Genomic DNA, 22,336 nt, shown 5'->3' on the forward strand with positions numbered 1-22,336 from the left:
GTTGCATGCGCACCTTTGGCGTAGAGGAGGAACTGCTGATCGTGGATCCCGTTACCGGGGTCCCGCTGGCACTGGCCGACGCACTGTTGCGCGGACTGAAACCCGCCACCGCGGCAGCGGCCGCGGCGTCTGCCGACGCCACGGCGGCGTCTGCCGCGGATCCGAACCACGATGACTCGGGCTTCAGTTTCGAGCTCAAGCTGGAGCAGATCGAGACCCAGACCGTGCCCTGCCTTGACCACAGCGCGCTGCTCCAGCAAATCAGGCAGTCCCGGGCTTTCGCGGGCCGCGTAGCCCGGATGCACGGAGCCCGGGTGGCAGCCCTGGCCACATCGCCGCTGGCAGCTGCCACCCACACGACGCCCAACCCGCGGTACGCCACCATGCAGAAGCGCTTCGGCCTTACGGTGCAGGAGCAGCTGACGTGCGGCTTCCACGTCCATACCTTCATCGAGTCCCCCGAGGAGGGCGTCGCCGTCCTCGACCGGATCCGGGACAAACTGGCGGTGCTGATCGCGCTCAGCGCCAACTCACCCTTTTGGAACGGGACGGAGACCGGCTTCGAAAGCTACCGCACCCAGGCCTGGAACCGCTGGCCGGCGGCGGGGCCCTCCATGATATTTGGGAGCCTTCCGGTCTACCGGCGGGTGGTCACGAGGCTGCTGGAAAGCGGGGTGCTGTTCGACGAAGGGATGATCTATTTTGATGCCCGGCTGGCCCGCCACCACCCCACTGTGGAGGTCCGGGTCGCGGATGTCTGCCTGCGGGCGGAGGACGCGGCGCTGATCGCGGTGCTGGTGCGCGCCCTCGTGGAGTCCGCCAGCCGGGAGTGGCGCGACGGCGTGGATCCGGCCCCGGTGCCGACGGTCCTGCTAAAAATGGCCGCGTGGCAGGCCAGCAACTGCGGGCTGCGCGGCGAGCTGCTGGACTTCGGCAGCTTCCGTCCCGCTCCCGCCGGCGAGGTGGCGCACGCCCTGGTCGACTTCGTGGCCCCCGTCCTGGCGGAGCAAGGGGAGCTGGACCTGGTGCGCCGCGGCGTGGACCGCGTCCTGGCGCACGGCACGGGCTCGCAGTTGCAGCGCCAGGCGCTCTGCGCTCCGGGGCTGGACACCCCCTCCGACGACGCCGGCCTGGCCGCCGTCGTCGCCCATGCCGTGCGGGTCACGATGCACGGTGCGGACGCCGAGGGAATGTCAGAACCGGCCCCCGTGCTTTCGCGGGTGCGCCGGGGCTAGACCTGCTTGAGCGCCTGCCCGAGGTCGCGGATCAGGTCCTCGACGTCTTCCAGCCCCACCGAGAGCCGCACGACGCCGTCGCTCAGCCCGATAGCCGCGCGCCCCTCCGGGCCCATGGCGCGGTGCGTGGTGGTGGCCGGATGGGTGATCAGGGACTTTGAATCACCGAGGTTGTTGGAAATATCGATGATCCGCAACGCGTCCAGCAGCGCGAACGCGGCTTCCTTGGCGGAGCGGCCGGGCGAGGGCGAAAGCTCCAGAGTCAACACCGTGCCGCCGGCTTTCATCTGCCTGGCGGCCAGCTCGTACTGCGGGTGGGACGGCAGCAGCGGGTACTTAACCCAGCTGACCGCGGGCTGGGCCTCCAGCCATTCGGCCAGCCGAAGCGCCGAGGCGGACGAGTGGTTCACCCGCAGGGCCATCGTCTCCAGTCCCTTGCTCAGCACCCAGGCGTTGAAGGCGGACAATGCCGGGCCGGTGTGGCGCATGAGCTGCTTGACCGGGCCCTCGATGAATTCCCGGGTGCCCAGGATCGCGCCGCCGAGCACCCGGCCCTGGCCATCGATGTGCTTGGTGCCGGAGTACACGACCACGTCCGCGCCCAGCTCCCCGCACCGCTGCAGCAGGGGAGTGGCGAAGACGTTGTCCACCACCACGGTCGCACCGGCGGCGTGCGCCAGTTCGCTTACGGCGGCGATGTCCACAATTTCCTGCATGGGGTTCGAGGGAGATTCGAAGAACACGGCCGTCGTCGGCACGGCCAGCGCCGACCGCCACTGCTCTAGGTCCGGGCCGTCCACGAAGACTGTCTCCACGCCCCAGCGCGGCAGGATCTCATTGAGGATGACGAAGCAGGATCCGAAGAGCGAGCGGGCGGCGACCACGCGGTCGCCGGCCCCCAGCAATGCCCCGAGCGCGGTGAACACCGCTGACATGCCCGACGCCGTCGCAAAGCACGCCTCGGTTCCCTCCAACAGCCGGAGGCGTTCCTGGAAGGTGGCCACCGAGGGGTTGCCGTAGCGGGAATAGACAAACCGTTCGTCCTCGCCGGTGAAGGCGCGCTCAGCCGCGGCGGCGGATTCGTAGACGAAGCCCGAGTTCAGGAAGATCGGTTCGGTGGTTTCCTGGAACCCGGTGCGGTCGAGTCCGCCGCGGACGGCCTGGGTGTCCGGGCTCCAGCCCTGGGCATTGGGATTGAAGCTCACTTAGTGCTTTCCAGGTTGGTCGGCAGGCCGTGGTTCTTCCAGCCGTTCACGGTCCGGGCGCCGGTCGGGCCCGGTTCGCCTTCGAAGCCCTCGAGGACGTTGTAGGCGGTGAAGCCGGCCGCCGTGGCGGCGTTCGCGGCGGCGACCGAGCGGGCGCCGGAACGGCACAGGAAGATGAGCTCGGCCGCCGTGGCGCCAGGCGCGTGCTGCCGCAGTTGCCGCTGGAGTTGCTGCTGCAGTTGCTCCAGGAAACGCGGGTTGGGGGCTCCGCCGGCCAGGGTCCACTGGACGAAGAGCGGAGCCTGCCGGTCTTCGGTGCCGGCCCCGGTGACCGGGACGCCGATCTGCGACCATTCCGCCTCGGTGCGGACGTCCACCAGGATGGCGCCCGCCCCGACCTTGGCCCAGGCTTCCTGCGGGCTCAGGTCTCCGGCGTAACTCATGCGTGGCCCTCGCCGGTGAACTCGGCGCCGTCGAGCTCATCCACCGCGTTGGCGACGGCGGCGTCGGCGCTCGCGATCGCGGCCGGCAGCACGACGGCCTGGGCCACGATCACGGTGCTGCCGTTGAAGGTGGCGGAGGGGCTGCCGTGCAGGACGTAGCCCTCGGCCAGGGCGGCCGAAACGCGCTCGCAGAAGCTGCGGTCATCGGGCCCGGTGAACAGCCGGTACGCCAGTCTTTCCTCGGCGGGTCCGGGTGCGGCGGGGGATTGGGCGGGGGCTGTGGCGGGCACAGCGGGTGCGGATGCGTCGGGCACGACGGATCTCCTTACTTTCACGCTTGCAGCTCGAATGGTCGATATGCCGAGTATTCACCTGAGGCACCCCGCCGCGAAAGGGAGGGTTGCCGACCGGCCAGTCAGGGCTTGGCGCCGGGTCTCATTACTCCCCAAAAACGTAGCACTTACGACGCCGGCGGCACCGGCGGCGTCGTCATGTTAAGTCACGCGGACGCTGGCATGGCACCTTTCCGGGGGCGGAGCAGCATCACCCGGGACCGGCCGGCTCCTACTCGATCGTGGCGAACAGTGCGTTGAGCTCGGCCGTGAGCTGCCGCCGCAGTTCGGGGGTGCCGATCTCCTTGCCGTCGATGTGGTTCACCGGGGCGAGGAGCCGGATGCTTGAGATGAGCCAGACGGCGTCGGCGTCGTACAGATCGGCAGGTACCGCCGGGCCGTAGCCTAGCTCCCACCCGGCGGCCTTGGCCGCGGTGAACAGGGCGCCCTGCGAGGTGCCCGGGAGGATTCCGCTGTCCAGCTGCGGAGTGATCAGCCGGCGCACGGTGCGGACGCCGCCGGCGCCGTCGTCGCTGGTCTCCAGGTGCGCCAGCAGCACGGTCGACGTCGGGCCCTCCAGGACCCGGCCGTCGGCGGAGGTGAAGATGACGTCGTCCGCGCCCTGGTGGTGGGCGTACCGGAGCGCCGCCATGTTGACCGCGTAGGACAGGGTCTTGGCGCCCAGCAGCAGCCACGGGGCGCGTTCGCCCACCTCGCTGTCGTAGCCGCGGTCCAGCAGGATGACGTCGATGCCGGTCTCGCGCTGCCGGCGGCCGGCTTCCGGCGGCGGGGAGGCCTGCACCCAGCACGTCGGCGTGGCCGCGCCCTCCACGCCGCGGCTGGCGAGCAGCTTCACCACGACCTCGTCCGCGCCGCCGGCCCCGTCGCCGGCGGCTCCGACCGCCGTGGCGGCCCGGCCGCGGTATTCGCTGACCGCGGTCTCGATCGCGCGCCGCCAGGCGTCCTCCGCCGGGATGTCCAACTCCAGCGCGCGCGCCGAGCCGGCCAGCCGGGTCAGGTGGGCCTGCAGCTTGCGCGGGCGTCCCCCCACCACCAGCAGCGACTCGAAAACGCCGTCGCCGCGGGTGGCACCCTGGTCGGTGGCCATCAGCTGCGGCTTGGACGAGTCGGCGACGCGGCCCTTCTCAAACGCGGGATCGAGGAACACCAGCACCGTCGCGCGGGCTGGAACAGAGGCGGGGGTAGTCATGCCTTCAGCTTAGTGCGGCCCGGGTCGGGATAAGCTGTGCGGGTTGCCCGTTCCGGAACTGTTCCGCGGGTCTGGAGCTTGAGGGGTTTGCCTGTGCTGTGGCCATTTTCGCTGGCGGGGTCACTTCCGTCCTGGGTGATCCTGATCCTGACCGTCATCGACCTCGGTATCCGGGTCGTTGCCCTCGGCATCATCCCGGGCAACCGCCGCCCCACCACGGCCATGGCCTGGCTCCTGATCATCTTTTTCGTTCCGGCCGTAGGCGTGGTCCTCTTCCTGCTCTTCGGCAACTTCCGGCTCTCCCGCAAGCGCCGGGCGCAGCAGGACGCGGTGAACACCCGGGTGCGGGCCGGGACGTCGGAACTGGCCATGGTGGAAAGCAAGTACGAGGGCCCGGAATGGGTGTCCTCCGCAGCGGAGCTGAACAAGACGCTCGGTTCCCTGCCCATGGTGGACGGCAACCACGTGGAGCTCCTGCCCGGCTACCCGGATTCGATCAAGGCGATGGCGGCGGCCGTGCGCGAAGCCGAGTCCTTTATCAACGCCGAGTTCTACATCCTCAGCTCGGACCACATCACGGATGACCTGCTGACGGCGATGGAAGAGGCCGCCGAGCGCGGCGTCGAAGTCCGCCTCCTGTTCGACCACTTGGGCACCCTGCGGATCAAGGGGTACAGCAAGCTCATCGCCCGGCTCAAGGCCAGCAAGATCCGCTGGCGGCCCATGCTGCCGCTGCGGCCCGTGCACGGCCAGTGGCGCCGCCCGGACCTGCGCAACCACCGCAAGATCATGGTGATCGACGGCGAGGTCGCCTTCACCGGGTCGCAGAACCTGATCGAACCGTCCTACAACAACCCGCGGCACCGCAAGATCGGCCGGGAATGGGTCGAGCTGATGGCCTGCCTGCGCGGGCCGATCGTCACCACCCTCAACGTGGTCTTCGCCACCGACTGGCTCAGTGAGACCGACGAATCCCTGGAGCACCAGCTCGCCCACCGGCCCGAACTGCACGCCGGCAACATCACCGCCCAGGTGGTGCCCAGCGGTCCCGGCTTCATCACCGAAAACAACCTGCGCCTGTTCAACACGCTGATCTACTCGGCGCAGCGCACGATCTCCATTTGCAGCCCGTACTTCGTCCCGGACGACTCGCTGCTCTACGCGGTGACGACGGCGGCGCAGCGCGGCGTCGACGTCGAACTCTTCGTCTCGGAAAAGGGCGACCAGTTCCTGGTCCACCACGCCCAGCAGTCCTACTACGAGGCGCTGCTGGAGGCCGGGGTGCGGATTTACCTCTACAAGGCCCCGTTCGTGCTGCACGCCAAGCACTTCACGATCGACAACGAGGTTGCCGTGCTGGGTTCGAGCAACATGGATATGCGCTCCTTCTCGCTGAACCTCGAGGTCTCGGTGATGCTCCTGGGCGAGGACATCGTGCAGCGGATCAGCGCCGTCGAGGACACGTACCGCGGCATTTCGAGGGAACTGACGCTCGAGGACTGGATGAAGCGGCCCATGGGGGTCAAGTACGTGGACAACGTCGCCCGGCTCACGTCGACCCTGCAGTAGCCAGGCCGGCTCACGCGTGGACTAGCCCGCCGGGAACTCCGCGCCGAGCGCCGAGAGCACGCCGAAGGCCTTGGTCCGGATCTCCTCGTACTCCTCCTGGGGTGAGGAATCCGCGGTGATGGCGCCGCCGACGCCGAGGCTGAGTGTGGTTCCCCGGTCCGCGCCCGCAGCCACCACCAGGGTCCGGATCGCCACCGCGAGGTCGGTGGCCCCGCTGAGCGAGAAGTAGCCGATCGCCCCGGAATAGACGCCCCGCGGTGCGGTCTCAAGCCGGTCCAGGATGGCCATGGTGCTGACCTTGGGGGCACCGGTCATGGAGCCAGCGGGGAAGCAGGCCGCCACGGCCTCGGCCCGCGGCATGCCCGGCCGGAGACGCGCATCGATGGTGCTGACCATCTGGTGGACGGTGGCGTAGCTTTCGATCGCGCACAGCCTGCTGACCGATACGGAGCCGGGCACCGCGAAGTGGCTCAGGTCGTTGCGGAGCAGGTCCACGATCATGATGTTCTCGGCCCGGTCCTTGGGTGAAGTTTCCAGCTCGCGGCGCAGCAGCTCGTCGCGGGCGGGGTCGGAAGCCCGGCGCCGGGTGCCCTTGATCGGCTCGGCGCGCATCGCGCCGTCGGCGGCGATCCGCAGGAAGCGCTCCGGGGAGGTGCTGGCGACGGTGAGGCCGGCCAGGCGCAGGTAGCTCGCGAACGGTGCCGGGTTGCGACGGCGCAGCGCCAGGTATGCCTGCCACGGATCGAGCTCCCCGGCGGCCGCGGTGGCCGTCAGCGCCGTCGTCAGGCAGACCTCGTAGCTGTTGCCCTCGGTAATTTCGTGCTGCGCCGCGGCGATCTTGGCCTTGTACGCGGCTTCGGTGTCCCGGGCGCTGAACTCTGCGGCCCGGGTGTTCCCGGCGGCGCCGCCGGGCGTGCCGCCGGGAGGCTCCAGGTCCATGGCCGCCGCCGCGACGGCCGCGCGTGCCGCGGCCAGCCAGTCGCCGGCGTCCGGGGCGTCGAGGGCGAGCAGCCACGCCGTGCGTTCCCGGTGGTCCAGCACCACGGCGCGGCCGGCGAAGATCAGGCTGGCATCCGGGGTGTCGGCTTCGACGTCGCTGCCGCCCGTCTCGCGCTTGAGTTCATAACCGAGGTAGCCGAGCCAGCCGAGGGTGAACTCGCACGGGTAGCCCTCCGGGGCGCGCAGGGCCCGGCGCCCCCAGACCCCGTCTAGCCAGCGGAAGAACCCTCCCTCGGTCTGCACGGTGGCGTTGCCGACACGCACCCGGGTCCGGCCGGAGCGGTGCCGGACCGACTGGCCGTAGCTGCCGCCGTCGTCCGCCAGGATGCTGAAGCGGCTGCGTTCGGCGGCCTCCCGGGCCCAGGCCCGGCCGTCCGGGCCGTCCTCGCCGTCCCGGCCGTCCGGGCCGTCCGGGGGCAGGGAGGAGTCGAGCCAGACCGCGTTCGGCGAAAGGCCGTAGAGCGTTTCGAAGAGCCGGGCGGGGTCCGGCGCGGCATCGATCCGCTCGGCGGTCAGCTGGAGTCCGCGGCGGGCCGACAGCTCGGGAAGCAGCGCCGGGGCCAGGGCTGGGAGGTACTGGAGGGCCTGCAGCACCTCGCTCGGCGCAGCACCGTCGGCGCGGTTGAGTACCCGCACGTCGGCGCGGGAGGGCACATCGTCGGCGGCCAGCCATTCGTCTTCCTGCCCGGCCCATTGCTCCCAGTAGGGTTCATAGCTCGCGCCGTCGCGGCCAAGGGCCCGGGTGCGGCGCTCCTGCTCGGGGGAATCGGCCCAGACGACGGCGTCGAGGAACGGCATGGCGGCCGCGGCGGCAGCGCCCACACCCTCGACCAGGACGATTTCGGCCGGCTGGGTGAGGCGGGTCGCGCCGTCGTAGTGCTGTTCCCAGTCCCAGCTGACCCAACGGGCCGGTTCGCCGCGGCGCAGCGGGGCAAGCACGGTGGCGGCATAGCGTTCGATGCCGGCGGCCAGGCCGTTCCAGCCCGGGTAGATGTCCTCCAAGTGGAAGAGCGAGACCTTATGGTGCTCCCGGAGCCGGGCCGCGAGTTCGATCGCGAGGGTGGTCTTTCCTGCGCCGGAGCGCCCGTCGATGGCGATGATGACGGGTGCGCGGCTCATGAACTAGAGCGTACCCGGTGCCCCGCGTCGTCCCGGTGCGGCTGGTCTTGTTGCTGCTTCGGCTGCCCTGCCCGGGCCTGCAGCTGGGCGGCGCGGACGTGCTTGAGGATGCCGGGGACGGCGGCGTGGATCAGCTCCCAGGTGTTGTCGAAGTCGGTGTGCCCGCCAAACCAGGGGTCTTCGATGCCTTGATCCAGCGGATCCCTGTCGGCGACCGCGGGGTCGAAGCTGCGCAACATTCGGATCTTCGCCAGCGAGGCCTGATCCGGCGCGGCCTGGCGCAGCCAGCCGTAATGGTCCACATCAAGGGCCAGGATCAGCTCGCGCGAGTGGAACCACTCGCTGCGCCACTCGCGCGCGACATGCAGCTCGGAAGGGATGTTGTGGGCTGCCAGTTTGCGGGCGGCCCGCGGATCGATCGGGCGGCCCGCCTCGTAGGAGGTGATGCCGGCAGAATCGACGTCGACGCCGGTAAGCCCGGCAGCGGCCGCGGCCTCCGCCAGCATCAGTTCGGCCATCGGGGACCGGCAGATGTTTCCGGTGCAGACCGTGATGATCCGGTACTGGCTCGACATTGAGGTCATGACTAAGCATGGCGGATGCCGAGGCCTCTTGGCTAGCCGGAACCCGAGCAATATTACAAGTCCTGTCATACGGCTTTCCGTTCGCGTCAAGTGTGCCGGGCCGCCGCTGTTGGCGGGGCCGCCGCCCTTGGCGGTCCCGGCGGGCCCTAATGCTCTGGACCGCCGTCGGTGCCGCTCCCAGACTGTGTCCCATGACGGATCAGGATTCCCCGGTCCAAACGCCTGGGTTCGGAGCCGCGGACGGGGACGCGCCGTACGGGGCTGCGCCGGAGGCCGCCTCGGACGGGAGGGACGGGTCGGACGGGACGGGCGGTACGGCCGGGCCAGCCAGGCCTGCGCCATCTGCAGAGGCGGCCGCCGCGCGGACAGGGACAAAAGCATCCGGCGGCCGGGCCAACCGGTTCTCGCTGGGCCTCTTGCAGCTGCTGGGCATCCTCCTGGTCGCCGCGCTCGCCGGAGCCGGTTCGGCCCTGCTTGTTGCCCGCGCCAGTGGCTGGGGAGCCGAAACCGTGGTCAAGCAGTACGTCACCGGCGGCGGGGTGTCCGACCATCCCGCCGATATCAAGGCACTGCTCGCGGCAGCCCTGCCCGCGGTGGTCGCCGTGAAGGCCACCACCACGCAGTCCAACCCGTTCCTGGATCAAGGCGGCCGGGCGACGGCCGAGGGGACGGGGATAGTAATCGGCAGCTCGGGGGAAATCCTGACCAACGCCCATGTGGTCAGGGGCGTGGCCGGCGGAGCCTCAGGCGTGACCGTGACCTTCCACGACTCGAGCACGCGCGCCGCCCGCATAGTCGCCGCGGATAGCGATCACGACCTGGCGCTGTTGAGGGTTGAGGGCGTGAAGAACCTGCCGGTGCTGGAGCTGGGTGACTCGGGGTCTGCGGCGCCCGGGGACGCCGTCGTTGCCATCGGCTACGCCTTGGGGTTGGACGGGGGACCCAGCGTCACCACCGGCATCATCTCGGCCACCGGGCGGACCACCGCGGCCGAGGCCGGCTTCGGCAGGAAGTCCCGGCTGGTGAATCTGCTGCAGACGGATGCGTCGATCAGCTCGGGCGACTCCGGCGGCCCCTTGCTTGACGCCGGGGGCCGCGTGGTCGGCATCAACACCATGGTGGCCACGTCGACCTCGCGGACCGCTGCGAACGGGATCAGCTTCGCGATCGCGGCGGACACGGTCAGGGCGCTGCTGCCGGGCCTTCGCGCGGGCGGCTAATCCCGCCCGCGGGTACCGGGGCGGCTCGCCCCTGCGGGCGGGTGGGGCGCGGACTCAGAGTTATTCGTTCCAGAGCGCCTTCCGGAGCAGGCCCTTCAGCTCGACGACCTCGGCGTGGCTGAGACCGGCCAGGGCCTCGAATTCGGCCGCCCGTGCGGCTGCCTCGGCCTGCCGGAAGACGGCGGATCCCTCCGCCGTGGCGGAAACAATTTTGGCCCGGCGGTCCTGTCTTCCGGGTGCGCGGAGCACCAGGCCGCGCTTCTCGAGTTCATCTATGAGGGCCACGATCTGGCTGGGATCGAGGCTCAGGAATTCCGCCATTTCGCGCTGCGTGGGCTCCAGTCCGCTGTTGGCCAGGGCCAGTACCGAGTAGGAGCGTTCCTTGAGTCCGAATTCGGCCAGTGCCCGGTTGTTGAGGATCGAGCCGGCGGCGTGCAGCTTGGCCAGCAGGAAACCGGCATCCAGGCTGATCGACGCCGCCACGAGCTTGTCCGCGGCCCGGGTGCCCGGCCCTTCGTCTACTTCGGTCGTCATGCCCACTCCAATAGTCCAGAAAATAAATCATTGACATTCTCAATTATCCATACTTTCATGGATGCAGAACAGCATCCCATGCCGAGCGGCAGGATGCACACGGCAGCTAGCAAAGGAGCAGCGATGAGCCTGGCAGGAAAAGTAGCAATCGTCACGGGAAGCGGCCGCGGCCTGGGCCTGGCCTACGCCCGGGAGCTGGCCCGGCAGGGCGCCGCCGTCGTGATCAACGATGTGGATGAAGGTGTCGCGGCCGATGCGGTCCGGACCATTGAGTCCGACGGCGGACGGGCGGCCGCCGTCGTCGCGCCGGTGGGCAGCTCCGAGGTCGCCAGGCAGCTGGTGCAGGCCGCCGTTACTGAGTTTGGCCGGCTGGACATCCTGGTCACGAACGCGGGAATCCTGCGGGACAAGTCACTGCTGAAGATGACCGATGACGATTTTGACGCCGTCATCAACGTCCACCTGCGCGGCACCTTCACCTGTGCCCGGGAAGCGTTCGGCTACTTCAAGGAGAACGGGATCCCCGGCCGGATCATCACCATCGGCTCTCCCACCGGCCAGCGCGGCAACTTCGGCCAGACCAACTATGCCGCCGCCAAGGCCGGAATCGTGGGCATGGTCCGCACCTGGGCGCTGGAGATGAAGAAGGCGGGCGTCACCGCCAACGCCGTCATCCCGGTGGCCGCCACGGCGATGACCAAGACCGTGCCGTACTTCCAGAAGGCCGTCGAGGCGGACGAACGCGGCGAGGCCATGCCGGCCTTCTTCCGCCACGACCTCGGCTTCGGCACCGCCGACGACGTCGCCGGGCTGGTAGCCTTCCTGGCCTCCGACGCTGCCTCCGGAATCAGCGGCCAGGCAATCGGCGCAGGCGGCGACAGGTTGCAGCTCTGGACGCATCCCGAGGCGGCGGCCACCGAGTACCGCGAGGGCGGCTGGGGCTACCAGGACCTTGTCGAGAACTTCGGCGCGCTCTTCGGCGACAAACTGCAGAGCGTGGGGGAGGAGTTCCTGCCGCTGCCGGAGGACCTGCAGCCGGAACCGGCAGCGGCACCTGCGAAGGTCGGCCAGCCATGACCGTCGCACGCTACGAACTCGGCGTCGACGCCGCAAAGCTCGCTGCGATCGACATGCACGTCCACCTCGAGGTCGACGGCCACGGCCACGGCTCCCTGCCGGACCAACTCACCGAAGCCTCGGCCAAGTACTTCAAAGCCGAGGACCGGACGCCGTCACTGGACCGGATCGCGGAGATTTACCGTGAGTTGAACATGGCAGCCGTCATCTTCACCGTCGACGCCCGCACCCAGCTCAAGCACGAACCCAACAGCATTCCCGAGCTGATCGCCGGGGCGGCCCGGAACAACGATGTGCTGATTCCGTTCGGCAGCGTTGACCCGCGCACCGGCGCCGAGGCCATCCAGGGCGCCAAGCACCAGGCCGTGGATCTCGGCGCACGCGGCTTCAAGTTCCATCCCAGCCTGCAGGGCTTCGACCCCTCGAACGAGCAGTTTTATCCGCTCTGGGAAGCCCTCCAGGAACTGGGCCTGCCGGCGATCTTCCACACCGGCCAGAACGGCATGGGCGCAGGACTGCCCGGCGGATTCGGCATCAAGCTCGCCTACTCCAACCCGCTCCTGCTCGACGCCGTCGCCGCAGACTTCCCGGAGCTTCAGATCATCATGGCGCACCCCTCGGTGCCGTGGCAGGACGAGGCCAACTCGATCGCCACGCACAAGTCCAACGTGTTCATCGACCTGTCCGGCTGGTCCCCGAAGTACTTCCCCGAGTCGCTGGTCCGGATGGCCAACTCGGTGCTTCAGGACAAGGTGCTGTTCGGCACCGACTTCCCGCTGATCACCCCGCAGAAATGGCTGGGCGCCTTCGCGGACCTGCCGCTCAAGGACGAGGTCCGGCCCAAGATCCTCAAGGACAACGCCGTCCGCCTGCTCGGTCTGGAGGCCTGAGGTGAGCGTGGACTCGGAACTCGCCGCGCAGGAGCGGCTCTACGGCGTCTGCGATTTCTACGACGCGGAATCCCTGCTCACCCCCGCCGAACGGCGGGTCCTGGGCCGGCTGCGCGCCTTCCTGGACGAAGAGGCCCGGCCGCTGCTCGCCGAGTACTGGGAGCGCGGCGAGTTCCCGGACCAGCTGGCCCGGCCGCTGATCGACCTGGACCTGATGGAGCCCGCGGAACTGACAGGCGCCCCGGGTGCGGGGCAAACACCCGCCCGCGGCATCTACCACGGCTTCCGGATCTTCGAACTCGCCAGAACCGATGCGTCCCTGGCCACGTTCTACACGGCCCAGGCCGGGCTGTTCCGGACCACCATCCGGGTCGGCGCCTCCGCGAAACAGCAGGCCGAGTGGATGCCCAAGGTCCTCGATTTCTCCCTCAAAGGCGTCTTTTCGCTGACCGAACCGGAGTCCGGCTCGGACATCGCCGGCGGGCTCTCCACGAGCGCCCGGCGGGAGGGCGACACCTGGGTCATCAACGGCGCCAAGCGCTGGATCGGGGGAGCAGCCACCGCCGACGTCCTGGCGGTGTTCGCCCGCGACGAGGCGGACGCACAGGTCAAAGCGTTCCTCGTGGACCGTGAGGCCGCCGGGGTGACCCTGGAGAAAATCCACGGCAAGACATCCCTGCGGATGATGCAGAATGCGCACATCACGCTCGAAGAGGTCCGCGTCCCCGAGTCCATGCGCCTGCACAACGTCAACTCCTTCCGGGATGTGGCCGCCATGCTCCGGGCCATGCGCTCGGACGTCGCCTGGATCGCAACCGGCGTGGCCGCCGGCGCGTTCGAGGCAGCTACCCGCTACGTCACGCAGCGGGAGCAGTTCGGCCGGTCCCTGGGGTCTTTCCAGCTCGTCCAGGAGAAGCTCGCCCGGATGCTCGGCAACGTCACCTCGGCCCTGTCCCTCGTGGTCAGGCTGACCGAACAACAAGCCAAAGGCATCTACCGGGACCAGGACTCGGCCCTGGCAAAGATGCAGACTTCCCTGCTGATGCGCGAAACGGTGGCGCTCGCCCGTGAAGTGGTGGGCGGCAACGGCATCACGCTCGAGGCCGACGTCGCCCGGTTCCATGCCGACGCCGAGGCCGTCTATTCCTATGAAGGCACCCACGAAATCAATGCCCTGATCATCGGACGCGCACTCACCGGGCACAGCGCCTTCACCCACTAAGCGTCCACCCTCTTGCCACCAGGCGGTGCCCTCCAGCCGGGTCCGCCGTCGCCCCACCCACCTACACCAGGAGCCAAAGATGCCCAACCTCGTCGTCGACTTCGACAAACTGCTCACCCTCGCCGGCACCGACCTCGGCGTCACCGAATACCGCGAAATCACCCAGGAACAGATCAACAAATTCGCCGACGCCACCGGCGATGACCAGTGGATCCACGTGGACCCGGAGCGCGCCAAGGAGGGGCCCTTCGGCGCCCCGATCGCGCACGGCTTCCTGACGCTCTCGCTCATCATCCCGTTTTGGGGCGAATTGTTCGACGTCGAAGGCGTCACCACCAAGGTGAACTACGGCTTGGACAAGGTCCGCTTCACCTCCCCGGTCAAAGTGGGGTCGCGGATCCGGATGCGCGCCACGATCGCCGAAGTGACCGAGGTCAAGGGCGGCGCCCAGATCAAGGTCTCCAACACCATCGAGATCGAAGGCCAGGAACGGCCCGCCGTCGTCGCCGAATTCCTCGCCCGCTTCTACAAGTAAACCGTTCACCCCCAGTATCCCCACCGCCCCAAGGAACAACGATGTCCCAGATTTCCCAGTTGCAGTCCATGGACGCTGGCACGCGTCGCAGGGAGGCGCGGACCGTCATCGCCTCCAGCTACCTCGGCAGCACCATCGAGTATTACGACTTCCTGCTCTATGCCACGGCTGCCGCCGTGGTCTTCCCCAAGGTCTTCTTTTCCGGCATGGACGATTGGGTGGGCGTCGTAGCCGCCTATGGCACCTTTGCCGCGGGCTACGTCGCGCGTCCGCTGGGCGGCATCATCTTTGGCCACTTCGGCGACAAGCTGGGCCGCAAGGGCATGCTCATCGTCTCGATGCTGATGATGGGGATTGCCTCCACCCTGATCGGGCTCGTACCGGACGCCTCGGTGGCCGGCCCCTGGGGTGCGGTTCTGCTGGTGATCCTGCGGGTGTTCCAGGGCATCGCCGTCGGCGGCGAATGGGGCGGGGCCGCCCTGATGGCGCTGGAACACTCGGAGTCCGGAAGGCGCGGCTTCGCCGCGTCCTTCGTCAACGCGGGCGCCCCCACCGGCGCCGTGCTTGGCACCCTCGTGATGGGCGCCTTCTCCGCCCTGCCAAACGCACAGTTCCTCGCCTGGGGCTGGCGCGTGCCGTTCCTGCTGTCCTTCGTCCTGCTGGGGGTGGGCATGTTTGTCCGGCTCAAGGTCTCCGAAAGCCCGATCTTCAAGGCTGCCCTCGAGCAGGAAATAGCCGAACAGGCCGAAGAGGGCGCCGGGCGCCGCGAAATCCCGCTGCTCCAGGTCCTGCGGCGGCCCAAGGCCCTCATCTTCACCATGCTGGCCGGTGCGGCGGGATTTGCGCTGCAGGTGGTGCTGGCGACCTTCTCCGTGACCTACGCGGTGTCCAAGGGCGCCGACCGGCAGGGCGTGCTCTACGCCTTCGCGGCGGCGTCGTTCGTTTCCATCATCTTCGTGGTCATGGGCGGCCGGCTCTCCGACAAGCTGGGCCGCCGGCCCGTGATGATCGGCGGGCTGCTCCTCTTCATCGCGTACCTCGTCCCGATGTTCCAGCTGCTGTCCTCAAACAACATCGGCCTGATCTTCGTGGCGTTCGCGGTGGGCCTGATGATCCACTCGACGCTGTTCGGCCCGCTCGCGGCCTTTGTCTCCGAACAGTTCGGCACCACCTCCCGCTACACCGGCGCATCGCTGGGCTACCAGCTCGCCACCCTCCTGGGGGCAGGGTTCACGCCTGGGATTGTGGCGCAGATCTTCAAGGATTCCGGCCAGAACACCTCGTCCGTCGTCTGGTACCTCGCCATCATGTCTGTCGTATCGATCGTCTTCATCCTGCTGACGCGGGAGCCGAAGAACAACGATCTGGAAGCCGTCCGGTCCTAACCGGCCCCGCAGGCATTACCGTCTAACTAGAAAGGATTTGCCGTGGAGAATCTTGGCATCGGCTCGTGGCTGCAACGACGCAGACCAAAGTCGAGCACTAAGACTGCCGTCATCGCCGGAACACGGGAGCTCAGCTACGAGGAGCTTGCCCGGCGGGCCGCCCGCCTCGCCAACGCCTTCCGCGATCGCGGGGTGGTCAAAGGTGACAGGGTGGCCTACCTCGGGGAGAACGATCCGTCCTTCCTGGAAACACTGTTTGCCGCCGGGCTGCTCGGTGCGGTCTTCGTGCCGCTCAACACCCGGCTGGCTCCGCCCGAGATCCAGTTCCAGCTCCGGGACAGCGGCGCCGCGCTTCTGGTCCACGCGGCGGCGCTCGCCGGGCTCGCGGAGCGCGGCTCGGCGGCGACCGAGGTGCGTGCCCGCATCGTCGTCGTCGACTCGCCGTTGCCCGACGGGGCAGCGCCCGACGGCGGTACCGAGGGCACAGGGTCCGATTCCAGCAGCGTCGAGGCTTTTGAAGACGTGGTGGCGTCCGGTTCCGAGCTGGCGCCGGATGAGCCCGTGGGCCTCGACGACGGGGCCATGATTCTCTACACCTCGGGAACAACCGGCAACCCCAAGGGGGCGCTGCTGACGCACGGCAACATCACCTGGAACTGCCTCAACGTGCTGGTGGATTTCGATTTCTCCTCCACCGACGTGGCCCTGATGATCTCTCCGATGTTCCACGTGGCCTCGCTGGATATGGGCGTGCTGCCGACGCTCCTGAAGGGCGGCACCGTGGTGCTGGAAGCCAAGTTCGATCCGCGCCGGACGCTGGAACTGATCCAGCAGCACCGCGCCACGACCATCAGCGGGGTTCCCACCACCTACCAGATGCTGTGTGAGCACCCGGACTGGGACGCCACGGACCTCGGCTCGCTGAACAAGCTGACCTGCGGCGGCTCCGCGGTACCGATGCGCGTCCTGGAGGCCTACGAGCGGCGGGGCCTGCGGTTCTCCAACGGCTACGGCATGACCGAAACGGCCCCGGGTGCCACCACCCTGCCTGCCGCGCGGTCCCGGGACAAGGCCGGGTCATCGGGGCTGCCGCATTTCTTCACGGATGTCCGGGTGGCCGACCCCATTGATCCGGAGGCCGGCCCGGCCGCGCCCGGAACGGTCGGGGAGATCCAGATCAAGGGCCCGAACGTCATCCGGGAGTACTGGAACCGTCCTGAGGCCTCGGCCGATTCCTACACCCCGGATGGCTGGTTCAAGTCCGGTGACATGGGCTACAAGGACCCGGACGGCTTCGTGTTCATCTCCGACCGGCTCAAGGACATGATCATTTCCGGCGGGGAGAACATCTACCCGGCCGAGGTGGAGCAAGCGATCGCCGAGCTCGACGCCGTCGGAAGCGTCGCGGTGATCGGCGTGCCGGACGAGAGGTGGGGTGAGGTGCCGCGGGCCGTGGTGTTGCTTCGCGACGGCGCCCGGCTTACCGAAGAGCAGTTGCGCAGCCACCTGGAAGGCCGGCTGGCCCGGTACAAGATCCCCAAGTCCGTGGTTTTCGTGGCCGAAATGCCCCGGACCGCCAGCGGCAAGATCCGGAAGGCAGATCTGCGGAAACTGACTACGGCGAACGGACAGTAGCGGCCCGGGTCCGCGGCGGCTAGTGGATCAGCGCCAGCAGCACGCCGACGGCCATGAACAGCACGCCGAAGGTCCGGTTGAGGATCCGCTGCCCGCGGGCGTCGTGGGTGAAGCGCTGGAAGCTCGTGGCGGCTGCCGCGAAGAAGAACCACATGACCAGGATGTCGATCACGATCACGGTGGCGGACAGCACGAGGTACTGCGGCAGGAGTGGCTGGTCCGGGCGGATGAACTGCGGCATGAAGGCGAGGAAGAAGACGATCGCCTTAGGGTTGAGCAGGTTGACCCACAGGCCGCGGCGGAACATTGAGAGCGCCGGCTCGTTGCGGAGCGCGGCGGCCTTCTCCTGGTCCAGATCGGGTTTGTGCCGGAACTGCTGGATGCCCAGGTAGACGAGGTAGGCGGCTCCGGCGTAGCGGATGATGTTGAAGGCCAGCGGCGAGCTCGCCACCAGCACCCCGACGCCAAGGGCCACGATCAGGATGTGCACCACCAAGGCGGCCTGCTGGCCAAGGATGCCCCAGATGGAACGCCGGAAGCCGGAGTTCAGGGAGTTGCTCATGGTGTTGATGGCGCCCGCACCCGGCGTGAAGCTGATCAGGACGCCGGCGCCGGCCAGGGCCAGCCAGAGGGAAAGTTGCACCTACCAAGTCTACGGTTCCGGCCCCGGCTGCCCTGCCTGATGACGCGGCTCTGCCCGTCGTCAGCCCTCGCGGAGGCCGTAGCTGAGAATCATGTTGCCCTTGCTGGTCTGCTGGGACGACTGCAGTTCAAGCCGCGTCAGGGGATCGCCGTCGTTGAAGAGCCGCCGGCCGCTGCCCGCGATCACCGGATGGACGATCAGCATCAGGCTGTCCAGCAGGCCGGCGAACAGCAATTGGTGGACCAGCGAGATGCTGCTGAAGATGCCGATGTCGCCGCCCTCGCCCTGTTTCAGGTCCGCGACGAAGTCCTCCAAGGGGCCTTCGATCAGCCGGGAGTTTTGCCATTCCAGGTCACCGGTCAGGGTCCGGGACGCCACAAATTTGGGCAGCGGGTTGATGAACCCTGCGAAATCCGCGTCCGCTTCGGCGTTGGGCCAGTACTGCGCCCATTGCTGGTACCCGACCCGGCCCAGAAGCCCGGTGTCGATCCGGCCCATCATCTCGCCCATCCCGGCCCCCAGTTCCTCGTCGAAGCTGTCGAACTGCCACAAGAACGGGTCTTCAACCACTCCGTCCACGGAACTGAACAGGCCGGCCGTCACTTTGCGCATGGTTTCTCCTCGCTGCTGGGTCTTTGAGTGCACCCTAGCGGCAGTTTGGAAAGCAGGGAATGGCTGGCGGGAACCTGCTTTGTGGCTCAGGCCCGGGCGATCACTTCGCCGTTGGGGATCAGGAACCAGCCGTCGTCCGTGGAGCCCCAACGGTGCCAGCCCGCGGAAATCCGGGCCAGGTCCGCTTCGGTGGCGAAACCGTACTCGAGCGCTTGGTCTGCGAAGGCCGAGTGCAGCACGCGCTCGCCCCAGACCCGGGCCTGCCAGCGCCGCTGCTGGCCGGTTGCGTAGAGCCAGTTGCTGCTCGACGGCGCGACGTCGGTGAACCCGGCGGCCTGCGCCCAGGACACGAGCCGCCGTCCGGCGTCGGGCTCGGCGCCGTTCCGTCGGGCGATCCGCTGGTAGAGCTCCATCCACTCGTCCAACTCCGGCACGGCCGGGTACCAGCTCATGCCGTGGAAGTCGGCGTCGCGGACCGCCACGATCCCGCCGGCCTTGGCCACCCGGCGCATTTCCCGCAGGGCGGCCACCGGATCAGTGAGGTGCTGCAGCACCTGGTGCGCGTGCACGACGTCGAACGTCTCGTTCGGGAAGTCCAGCTCGTAGAGGTTGCCGGCGACAAAGCGGACGTTGGCCACGCCGCGCTCCGCGGCCAGGGCGCCCGCGTGGGCGATGACCTCGGGGGAGCGGTCCACTCCGGTGACCTCGCCGGGGGCGACGAGCGCGGCGAAATCGCAGGTGATGCTGCCGGGCCCGCAACCGACGTCGAGCACCGAAACTCCGGGGGTCAAATGCGGGAGGACGAACGCTGCGGAGTTCTCCGCCGTTCGCGAGGCGTGCGCGCGGACCACCGACTCGTGGTGGCCGTGGGTGTAGACATCGTCAGGCTGCTCGGCACTCATAAGGAAACGCTACGCCTCCCGCAGCCGGGGCGGGCCCAACTGACCGGCGCCAGTTGCCGGCGACTACTGCGAGTCAGTCGGGGCCGCGGCGGCTTCCTCGCCGGCGCGGACCGTGGCATCGATCATCGCGTGCAGGAACCGGGTGGCGATTTCCAGCTCGGCCGGGGTGAACTCCTCCAGGGCGGCCCCCATGTGCCGGGCGAGCGGCAGGAACATGGCGCCGCCGTCGCGGTACGCCTTGGGGGTCATCCTGAGCTGGACCTGCCGGCGGTCCGTGCCCTGCCGTTCCCGGACCACGTGCCCGGACTTGTCCAGCCGGTCGATCAGCGCGGTGGTGGCGGGCGAGCTGAGATGGAGCTCCCTACGCAGCACGCCCGGCGTGACCACCTGGTTCTTCGCGGTGTGCTGCATGATCACGGACAACGCGTTGAGGTCGGTGCGGTGCATGTCGTTGCGGGCGCCCGCCGAGTCCGCGTAGCGGTTGGCTTCGAGGCTGAACTCCTGAAGCAGACTGACCAGCGGGGACGGGCCGGCGGCGTCGGGGATTGCCGGCATCTCTGTTGACATTTCACCCTTCCTGCTCGGCGCCTCGGGAGGCCTGCGCGGTTCGCGCCTTCCGGAGTTTACTCCAGCCCGTAAGCCTTCACGGTCAAAATCTTTCTAGGCTGTCACTTATATCGATCATGGAGATAATCTATGATTTACTAAAGTCTACTCCGCACCGCCACCCCGAGAAGGACACCATGAAACGCAACCGGCAAAACTCCACCCGTGTCCCGTTCTGGCTGCGCTGGCTGGTGCCCGTGGTGCTCGTCGTCGCCTGGCTCGCTATCGCCGGGATCGGCGGCCCCACGTTCGGGCGGCTAAGCGAGGTCTCCTCCAACGACCAGGCGTCGTTCCTTCCCGCGGGCGCCGAGGCCACCGAGGCGCAGGACTGGCAGGCTAAATTCCGGGACTCCAAGGAGATCCCGGCCGTTATTGTGATCGAAAGCGATACCGAGTTCACCCGGGCCCAGCTCGGCGAGGCCGCTGCGCTGAAGGGCAAACTCGAAGCCCTGCAGCTTGGCAGCACCGTGATCGGACCCATCCCGTCGGAGGACGCGAAGGCGGTGCAGTTCGTGGTGCCCATCGCGTCCTCCGATGAAGTGAAGACCGTCATCAAGGAACTTCGGGACGAGGTGAAGTCCTCCGCTCCGGAGGGAATGCAGACCTTTGTGACCGGCCCGGCCGGGCTGACGGCGGACCTGGTCAGTGCTTTCGCCGGCATCGACGGCATCCTGCTGCTCGTGGCACTGGCGGCGGTCTTCCTGATCCTGCTGGTCGTCTACCGCTCGCTCTTGCTGCCGATCGCCGTGCTGTTCACCTCCGTGTTCGCGCTCTGCGCCGCCATCCTGCTGGTCTTCGGCATGGCGAAGCTGGGCTGGATCCAGCTCAACGGGCAGAGCCAGGGCATCCTCTCCATTCTGGTGATCGGCGCCGCCACAGACTACGCACTGCTCTACGTGGCACGCTTCCGGGAAGCCCTGACGCACACCGCCAACCGCACGGCCGCGGCGCTCACGGCGTGGAAGGCCGCCTGGGAGCCGATCCTGGCCTCGGGCGCCACGGTCATCATCGCGCTCCTCTGCCTGCTCTTCTCCGACCTCAACTCGAACAAGGCCCTCGGCCCGGTGGCGGCCGCGGGCATCCTGTGCTCGCTCTTCGCGGCACTGACCCTGCTGCCGGCGATGATGGCGCTGCTGGGCCGCGTCGCCTTCTGGCCGTTCCGCCCCAAGCTGCTCCCGGAGACAGAGCGCGAACCCGAACTCGTCACCGGCCTGGAGGGCCAGAAGGGCATCTGGCGCGCCACCGGGTCCCTGGTGTCCCGCCGGCCCCGCACCGTCTGGATCGCCTCCGTACTGCTGCTCCTGGTGGCATCCGCCGGCGTCCTCCAGCTCAAGGCCAACGGGGTACCGCAGACCGACGTCATCCTCGCAGCCTCCAATGCGGTGGACGGCCAGGACGCCCTGGCCCGGCACTTCGACGCCGGCTCCGGCAGCCCCGCCGTGATCGTCGCCGACCAGGCCAAGGCGCAGGAGGTGCTGGACAGGACCAAGACGAGCGACGGCGTCGGGGATGCCTACCTGCTGGCCGAAGGCAACGTGCCGATCATCCCCGGCGCGCAGGGCGCCCCCGGCGCCCCCGCAGCCCCCACCGCCCCGGCGGTCAGGGATGGCAAGGTGCTGATCAACGCCACGCTGAACTACGCCGCGGACTCAAATGAGGCCGAAAATGTCGTGCTAAACCTGCGGCAGGAACTGAAGAGGATCGACGGCGGCGCCCTCGTCGGCGGTGTGACCGCCACGGCCCTGGACACCAACACCACGGCCCAGCGTGACCTCGTCACCATCATCCCGGTGGTCCTCGCGGTCATCCTGGTAATCCTGATGCTGCTGCTGCGCTCCGTGCTGGCGCCGGTCCTGCTGGTCGCCTCGGTGGTGCTCTCCTACGGGGCCGCGATGGGCGTCTCCGCCGTGGTCTTCAACCACATCCTCGGATTCCCGGGGGCCGATGCCACGGTCCCGCTCTTCGGCTTTGTCTTCCTCGTGGCGCTGGGCGTGGACTACAACATCTTCCTGATGAGCCGGGTCCGCGAGGAGTCCCTCAAACACGGCACCCGTCCGGGCATCCTGCGGGGCCTCGGCGTCACCGGCGGCGTGATCACTTCGGCCGGCGTGGTCCTGGCGGCCACCTTCGCGGCGCTGAGCGTCATTCCGATCATGTTCCTGGTGCAGCTGGCCTTCATCGTCGCGTTCGGCGTGCTGCTGGACACCGTCCTGGTCCGGTCCCTGCTGGTCCCTGCCCTGGCCTACGACATTGGCCCGCGGATCTGGTGGCCGAGCAAGCTGGGACGGCCCTCATCCGATGCCGCGGCACGCGAGCTGCCGGCCGCCCCGGAGCCGGAATCCGCCGAGGCGGGGCTCCGCTAGCCGGAACCCGGCGAAC

Annotated in this window: 21 protein-coding genes and 1 riboswitch; of the genes, 10 read left to right on the forward strand and 11 right to left on the reverse strand. The window is 68.5% G+C overall.

Annotated elements, in window-relative coordinates; genetic code table 11:
- Window positions 1-5: 5 nt before the first annotated feature.
- Window positions 6-1,235 (forward strand): glutamate--cysteine ligase 2, encoded by a 1,230-nt coding sequence (locus AC1DGE_RS03435; protein ID WP_441416582.1) that lies wholly within the window; start codon window positions 6-8, stop codon window positions 1,233-1,235.
- Here the strand turns inward: AC1DGE_RS03435 and AC1DGE_RS03440 are convergent.
- The 4 genes from AC1DGE_RS03440 to AC1DGE_RS03455 form a co-directional block, all read right to left on the reverse strand.
- Window positions 1,232-2,440 (reverse strand): O-succinylhomoserine sulfhydrylase, encoded by a 1,209-nt coding sequence (locus AC1DGE_RS03440; protein ID WP_476909214.1) that lies wholly within the window; start codon window positions 2,438-2,440, stop codon window positions 1,232-1,234. The genes AC1DGE_RS03435 and AC1DGE_RS03440 overlap by 4 nt on opposite strands.
- On the reverse strand, window positions 2,437-2,883 hold the full coding sequence (locus tag AC1DGE_RS03445) for a rhodanese-like domain-containing protein (RefSeq protein WP_441416584.1): 447 nt from the start codon (window positions 2,881-2,883) through the stop codon (window positions 2,437-2,439). Before AC1DGE_RS03445 ends, AC1DGE_RS03440 begins: the two co-directional genes overlap by 4 nt.
- On the reverse strand, window positions 2,880-3,197 hold the full coding sequence (locus AC1DGE_RS03450) for a DUF1737 domain-containing protein (RefSeq protein WP_441416585.1): 318 nt from the start codon (window positions 3,195-3,197) through the stop codon (window positions 2,880-2,882). The genes AC1DGE_RS03445 and AC1DGE_RS03450 overlap by 4 nt, the downstream gene beginning before the upstream one ends.
- 14 nt (window positions 3,198-3,211) lie before the next feature.
- Window positions 3,212-3,326: riboswitch (SAM riboswitch) on the reverse strand.
- A gap of 121 nt (window positions 3,327-3,447) precedes the next feature.
- Complete coding sequence (locus tag AC1DGE_RS03455; protein WP_476916913.1) at window positions 3,448-4,425, reverse strand: aminodeoxychorismate lyase; 978 nt, start codon at window positions 4,423-4,425, stop codon at window positions 3,448-3,450.
- A gap of 93 nt (window positions 4,426-4,518) precedes the next feature.
- Here AC1DGE_RS03455 and cls point away from each other — a divergent pair, with 93 nt between their 5' ends.
- Window positions 4,519-5,994, forward strand: coding sequence for a cardiolipin synthase (gene cls / locus AC1DGE_RS03460; RefSeq protein ID WP_441416587.1), 1,476 nt, complete (start codon window positions 4,519-4,521; stop codon window positions 5,992-5,994).
- A 21-nt stretch (window positions 5,995-6,015) separates the two neighbouring features.
- On the opposite strand, the gene pabB is transcribed toward cls, so the two are convergent.
- Together pabB and AC1DGE_RS03470 are read right to left on the reverse strand one after the other, a co-directional pair.
- On the reverse strand, window positions 6,016-8,112 hold the full coding sequence (pabB, locus tag AC1DGE_RS03465; protein WP_476916914.1) for an aminodeoxychorismate synthase component I: 2,097 nt from the start codon (window positions 8,110-8,112) through the stop codon (window positions 6,016-6,018).
- Window positions 8,109-8,696 carry a low molecular weight protein-tyrosine-phosphatase gene (locus AC1DGE_RS03470; RefSeq protein WP_441416589.1) on the reverse strand — a complete coding sequence of 196 codons (588 nt, stop codon included), beginning with the start codon at window positions 8,694-8,696 and terminating at the stop codon, window positions 8,109-8,111. The genes pabB and AC1DGE_RS03470 overlap by 4 nt, the downstream gene beginning before the upstream one ends.
- 191 nt (window positions 8,697-8,887) lie before the next feature.
- Between AC1DGE_RS03470 and AC1DGE_RS03475 the strand changes: the two genes are divergently transcribed.
- Window positions 8,888-9,916 (forward strand): S1C family serine protease, encoded by a 1,029-nt coding sequence (locus AC1DGE_RS03475; protein ID WP_441416590.1) that lies wholly within the window; start codon window positions 8,888-8,890, stop codon window positions 9,914-9,916.
- Window positions 9,917-9,976: 60 nt separating this feature from the next.
- On the opposite strand, the gene AC1DGE_RS03480 is transcribed toward AC1DGE_RS03475, so the two are convergent.
- Entirely contained in the window at window positions 9,977-10,450 is a 474-nt protein-coding gene (locus AC1DGE_RS03480) for a MarR family winged helix-turn-helix transcriptional regulator (RefSeq protein ID WP_476916915.1), read from the reverse strand.
- Window positions 10,451-10,573: 123 nt separating this feature from the next.
- Here AC1DGE_RS03480 and AC1DGE_RS03485 point away from each other — a divergent pair, with 123 nt between their 5' ends.
- The 6 genes from AC1DGE_RS03485 to AC1DGE_RS03510 all read left to right on the forward strand — a co-directional run bounded on the left by AC1DGE_RS03485 (window position 10,574) and on the right by AC1DGE_RS03510 (window position 17,194).
- On the forward strand, window positions 10,574-11,527 hold the full coding sequence (locus tag AC1DGE_RS03485; RefSeq protein WP_441416592.1) for an SDR family NAD(P)-dependent oxidoreductase: 954 nt from the start codon (window positions 10,574-10,576) through the stop codon (window positions 11,525-11,527).
- Window positions 11,524-12,417 carry an amidohydrolase family protein gene (locus tag AC1DGE_RS03490; RefSeq protein ID WP_476891900.1) on the forward strand — a complete coding sequence of 298 codons (894 nt, stop codon included), beginning with the start codon at window positions 11,524-11,526 and terminating at the stop codon, window positions 12,415-12,417. The genes AC1DGE_RS03485 and AC1DGE_RS03490 overlap by 4 nt, the downstream gene beginning before the upstream one ends.
- 1 nt (window position 12,418) lies before the next feature.
- Entirely contained in the window at window positions 12,419-13,639 is a 1,221-nt protein-coding gene (locus AC1DGE_RS03495) for an acyl-CoA dehydrogenase family protein (RefSeq protein ID WP_476916916.1), read from the forward strand.
- A gap of 79 nt (window positions 13,640-13,718) precedes the next feature.
- The gene (locus AC1DGE_RS03500; RefSeq protein ID WP_441416595.1) at window positions 13,719-14,174 is read left to right on the forward strand and encodes a MaoC family dehydratase; all 456 of its coding nucleotides are present in this window, start codon (window positions 13,719-13,721) and stop codon (window positions 14,172-14,174) included.
- Between the two features lie 41 nt (window positions 14,175-14,215).
- Window positions 14,216-15,559, forward strand: a complete 1,344-nt coding sequence (locus tag AC1DGE_RS03505) for an MFS transporter (RefSeq protein WP_441416596.1) — start codon at window positions 14,216-14,218, stop codon at window positions 15,557-15,559.
- Between the two features lie 42 nt (window positions 15,560-15,601).
- Window positions 15,602-17,194 (forward strand): acyl-CoA synthetase, encoded by a 1,593-nt coding sequence (locus AC1DGE_RS03510; RefSeq protein WP_441416597.1) that lies wholly within the window; start codon window positions 15,602-15,604, stop codon window positions 17,192-17,194.
- Between the two features lie 19 nt (window positions 17,195-17,213).
- Here AC1DGE_RS03510 and AC1DGE_RS03515 read toward each other — a convergent pair whose 3' ends face one another.
- The 4 genes from AC1DGE_RS03515 to AC1DGE_RS03530 form a co-directional block, all read right to left on the reverse strand.
- Entirely contained in the window at window positions 17,214-17,837 is a 624-nt protein-coding gene (locus AC1DGE_RS03515; protein WP_441416598.1) for a LysE family transporter, read from the reverse strand.
- 60 nt (window positions 17,838-17,897) lie between these two features.
- Window positions 17,898-18,449, reverse strand: a complete 552-nt coding sequence (locus tag AC1DGE_RS03520; protein WP_441416599.1) for a dihydrofolate reductase family protein — start codon at window positions 18,447-18,449, stop codon at window positions 17,898-17,900.
- An 86-nt stretch (window positions 18,450-18,535) separates the two neighbouring features.
- Window positions 18,536-19,351 (reverse strand): methyltransferase domain-containing protein, encoded by an 816-nt coding sequence (locus tag AC1DGE_RS03525; protein WP_441416600.1) that lies wholly within the window; start codon window positions 19,349-19,351, stop codon window positions 18,536-18,538.
- A gap of 63 nt (window positions 19,352-19,414) precedes the next feature.
- A complete protein-coding gene (locus AC1DGE_RS03530; RefSeq protein WP_441416601.1) occupies window positions 19,415-19,918 on the reverse strand; it encodes a MarR family winged helix-turn-helix transcriptional regulator in 504 nt (167 codons plus the stop codon).
- A gap of 176 nt (window positions 19,919-20,094) precedes the next feature.
- Here AC1DGE_RS03530 and AC1DGE_RS03535 point away from each other — a divergent pair, with 176 nt between their 5' ends.
- Window positions 20,095-22,320 (forward strand): MMPL family transporter, encoded by a 2,226-nt coding sequence (locus tag AC1DGE_RS03535; RefSeq protein WP_441416602.1) that lies wholly within the window; start codon window positions 20,095-20,097, stop codon window positions 22,318-22,320.
- Window positions 22,321-22,336 lie beyond the last annotated feature (16 nt).

The organism is Arthrobacter sp. 05N425, from assembly GCF_056397125.1.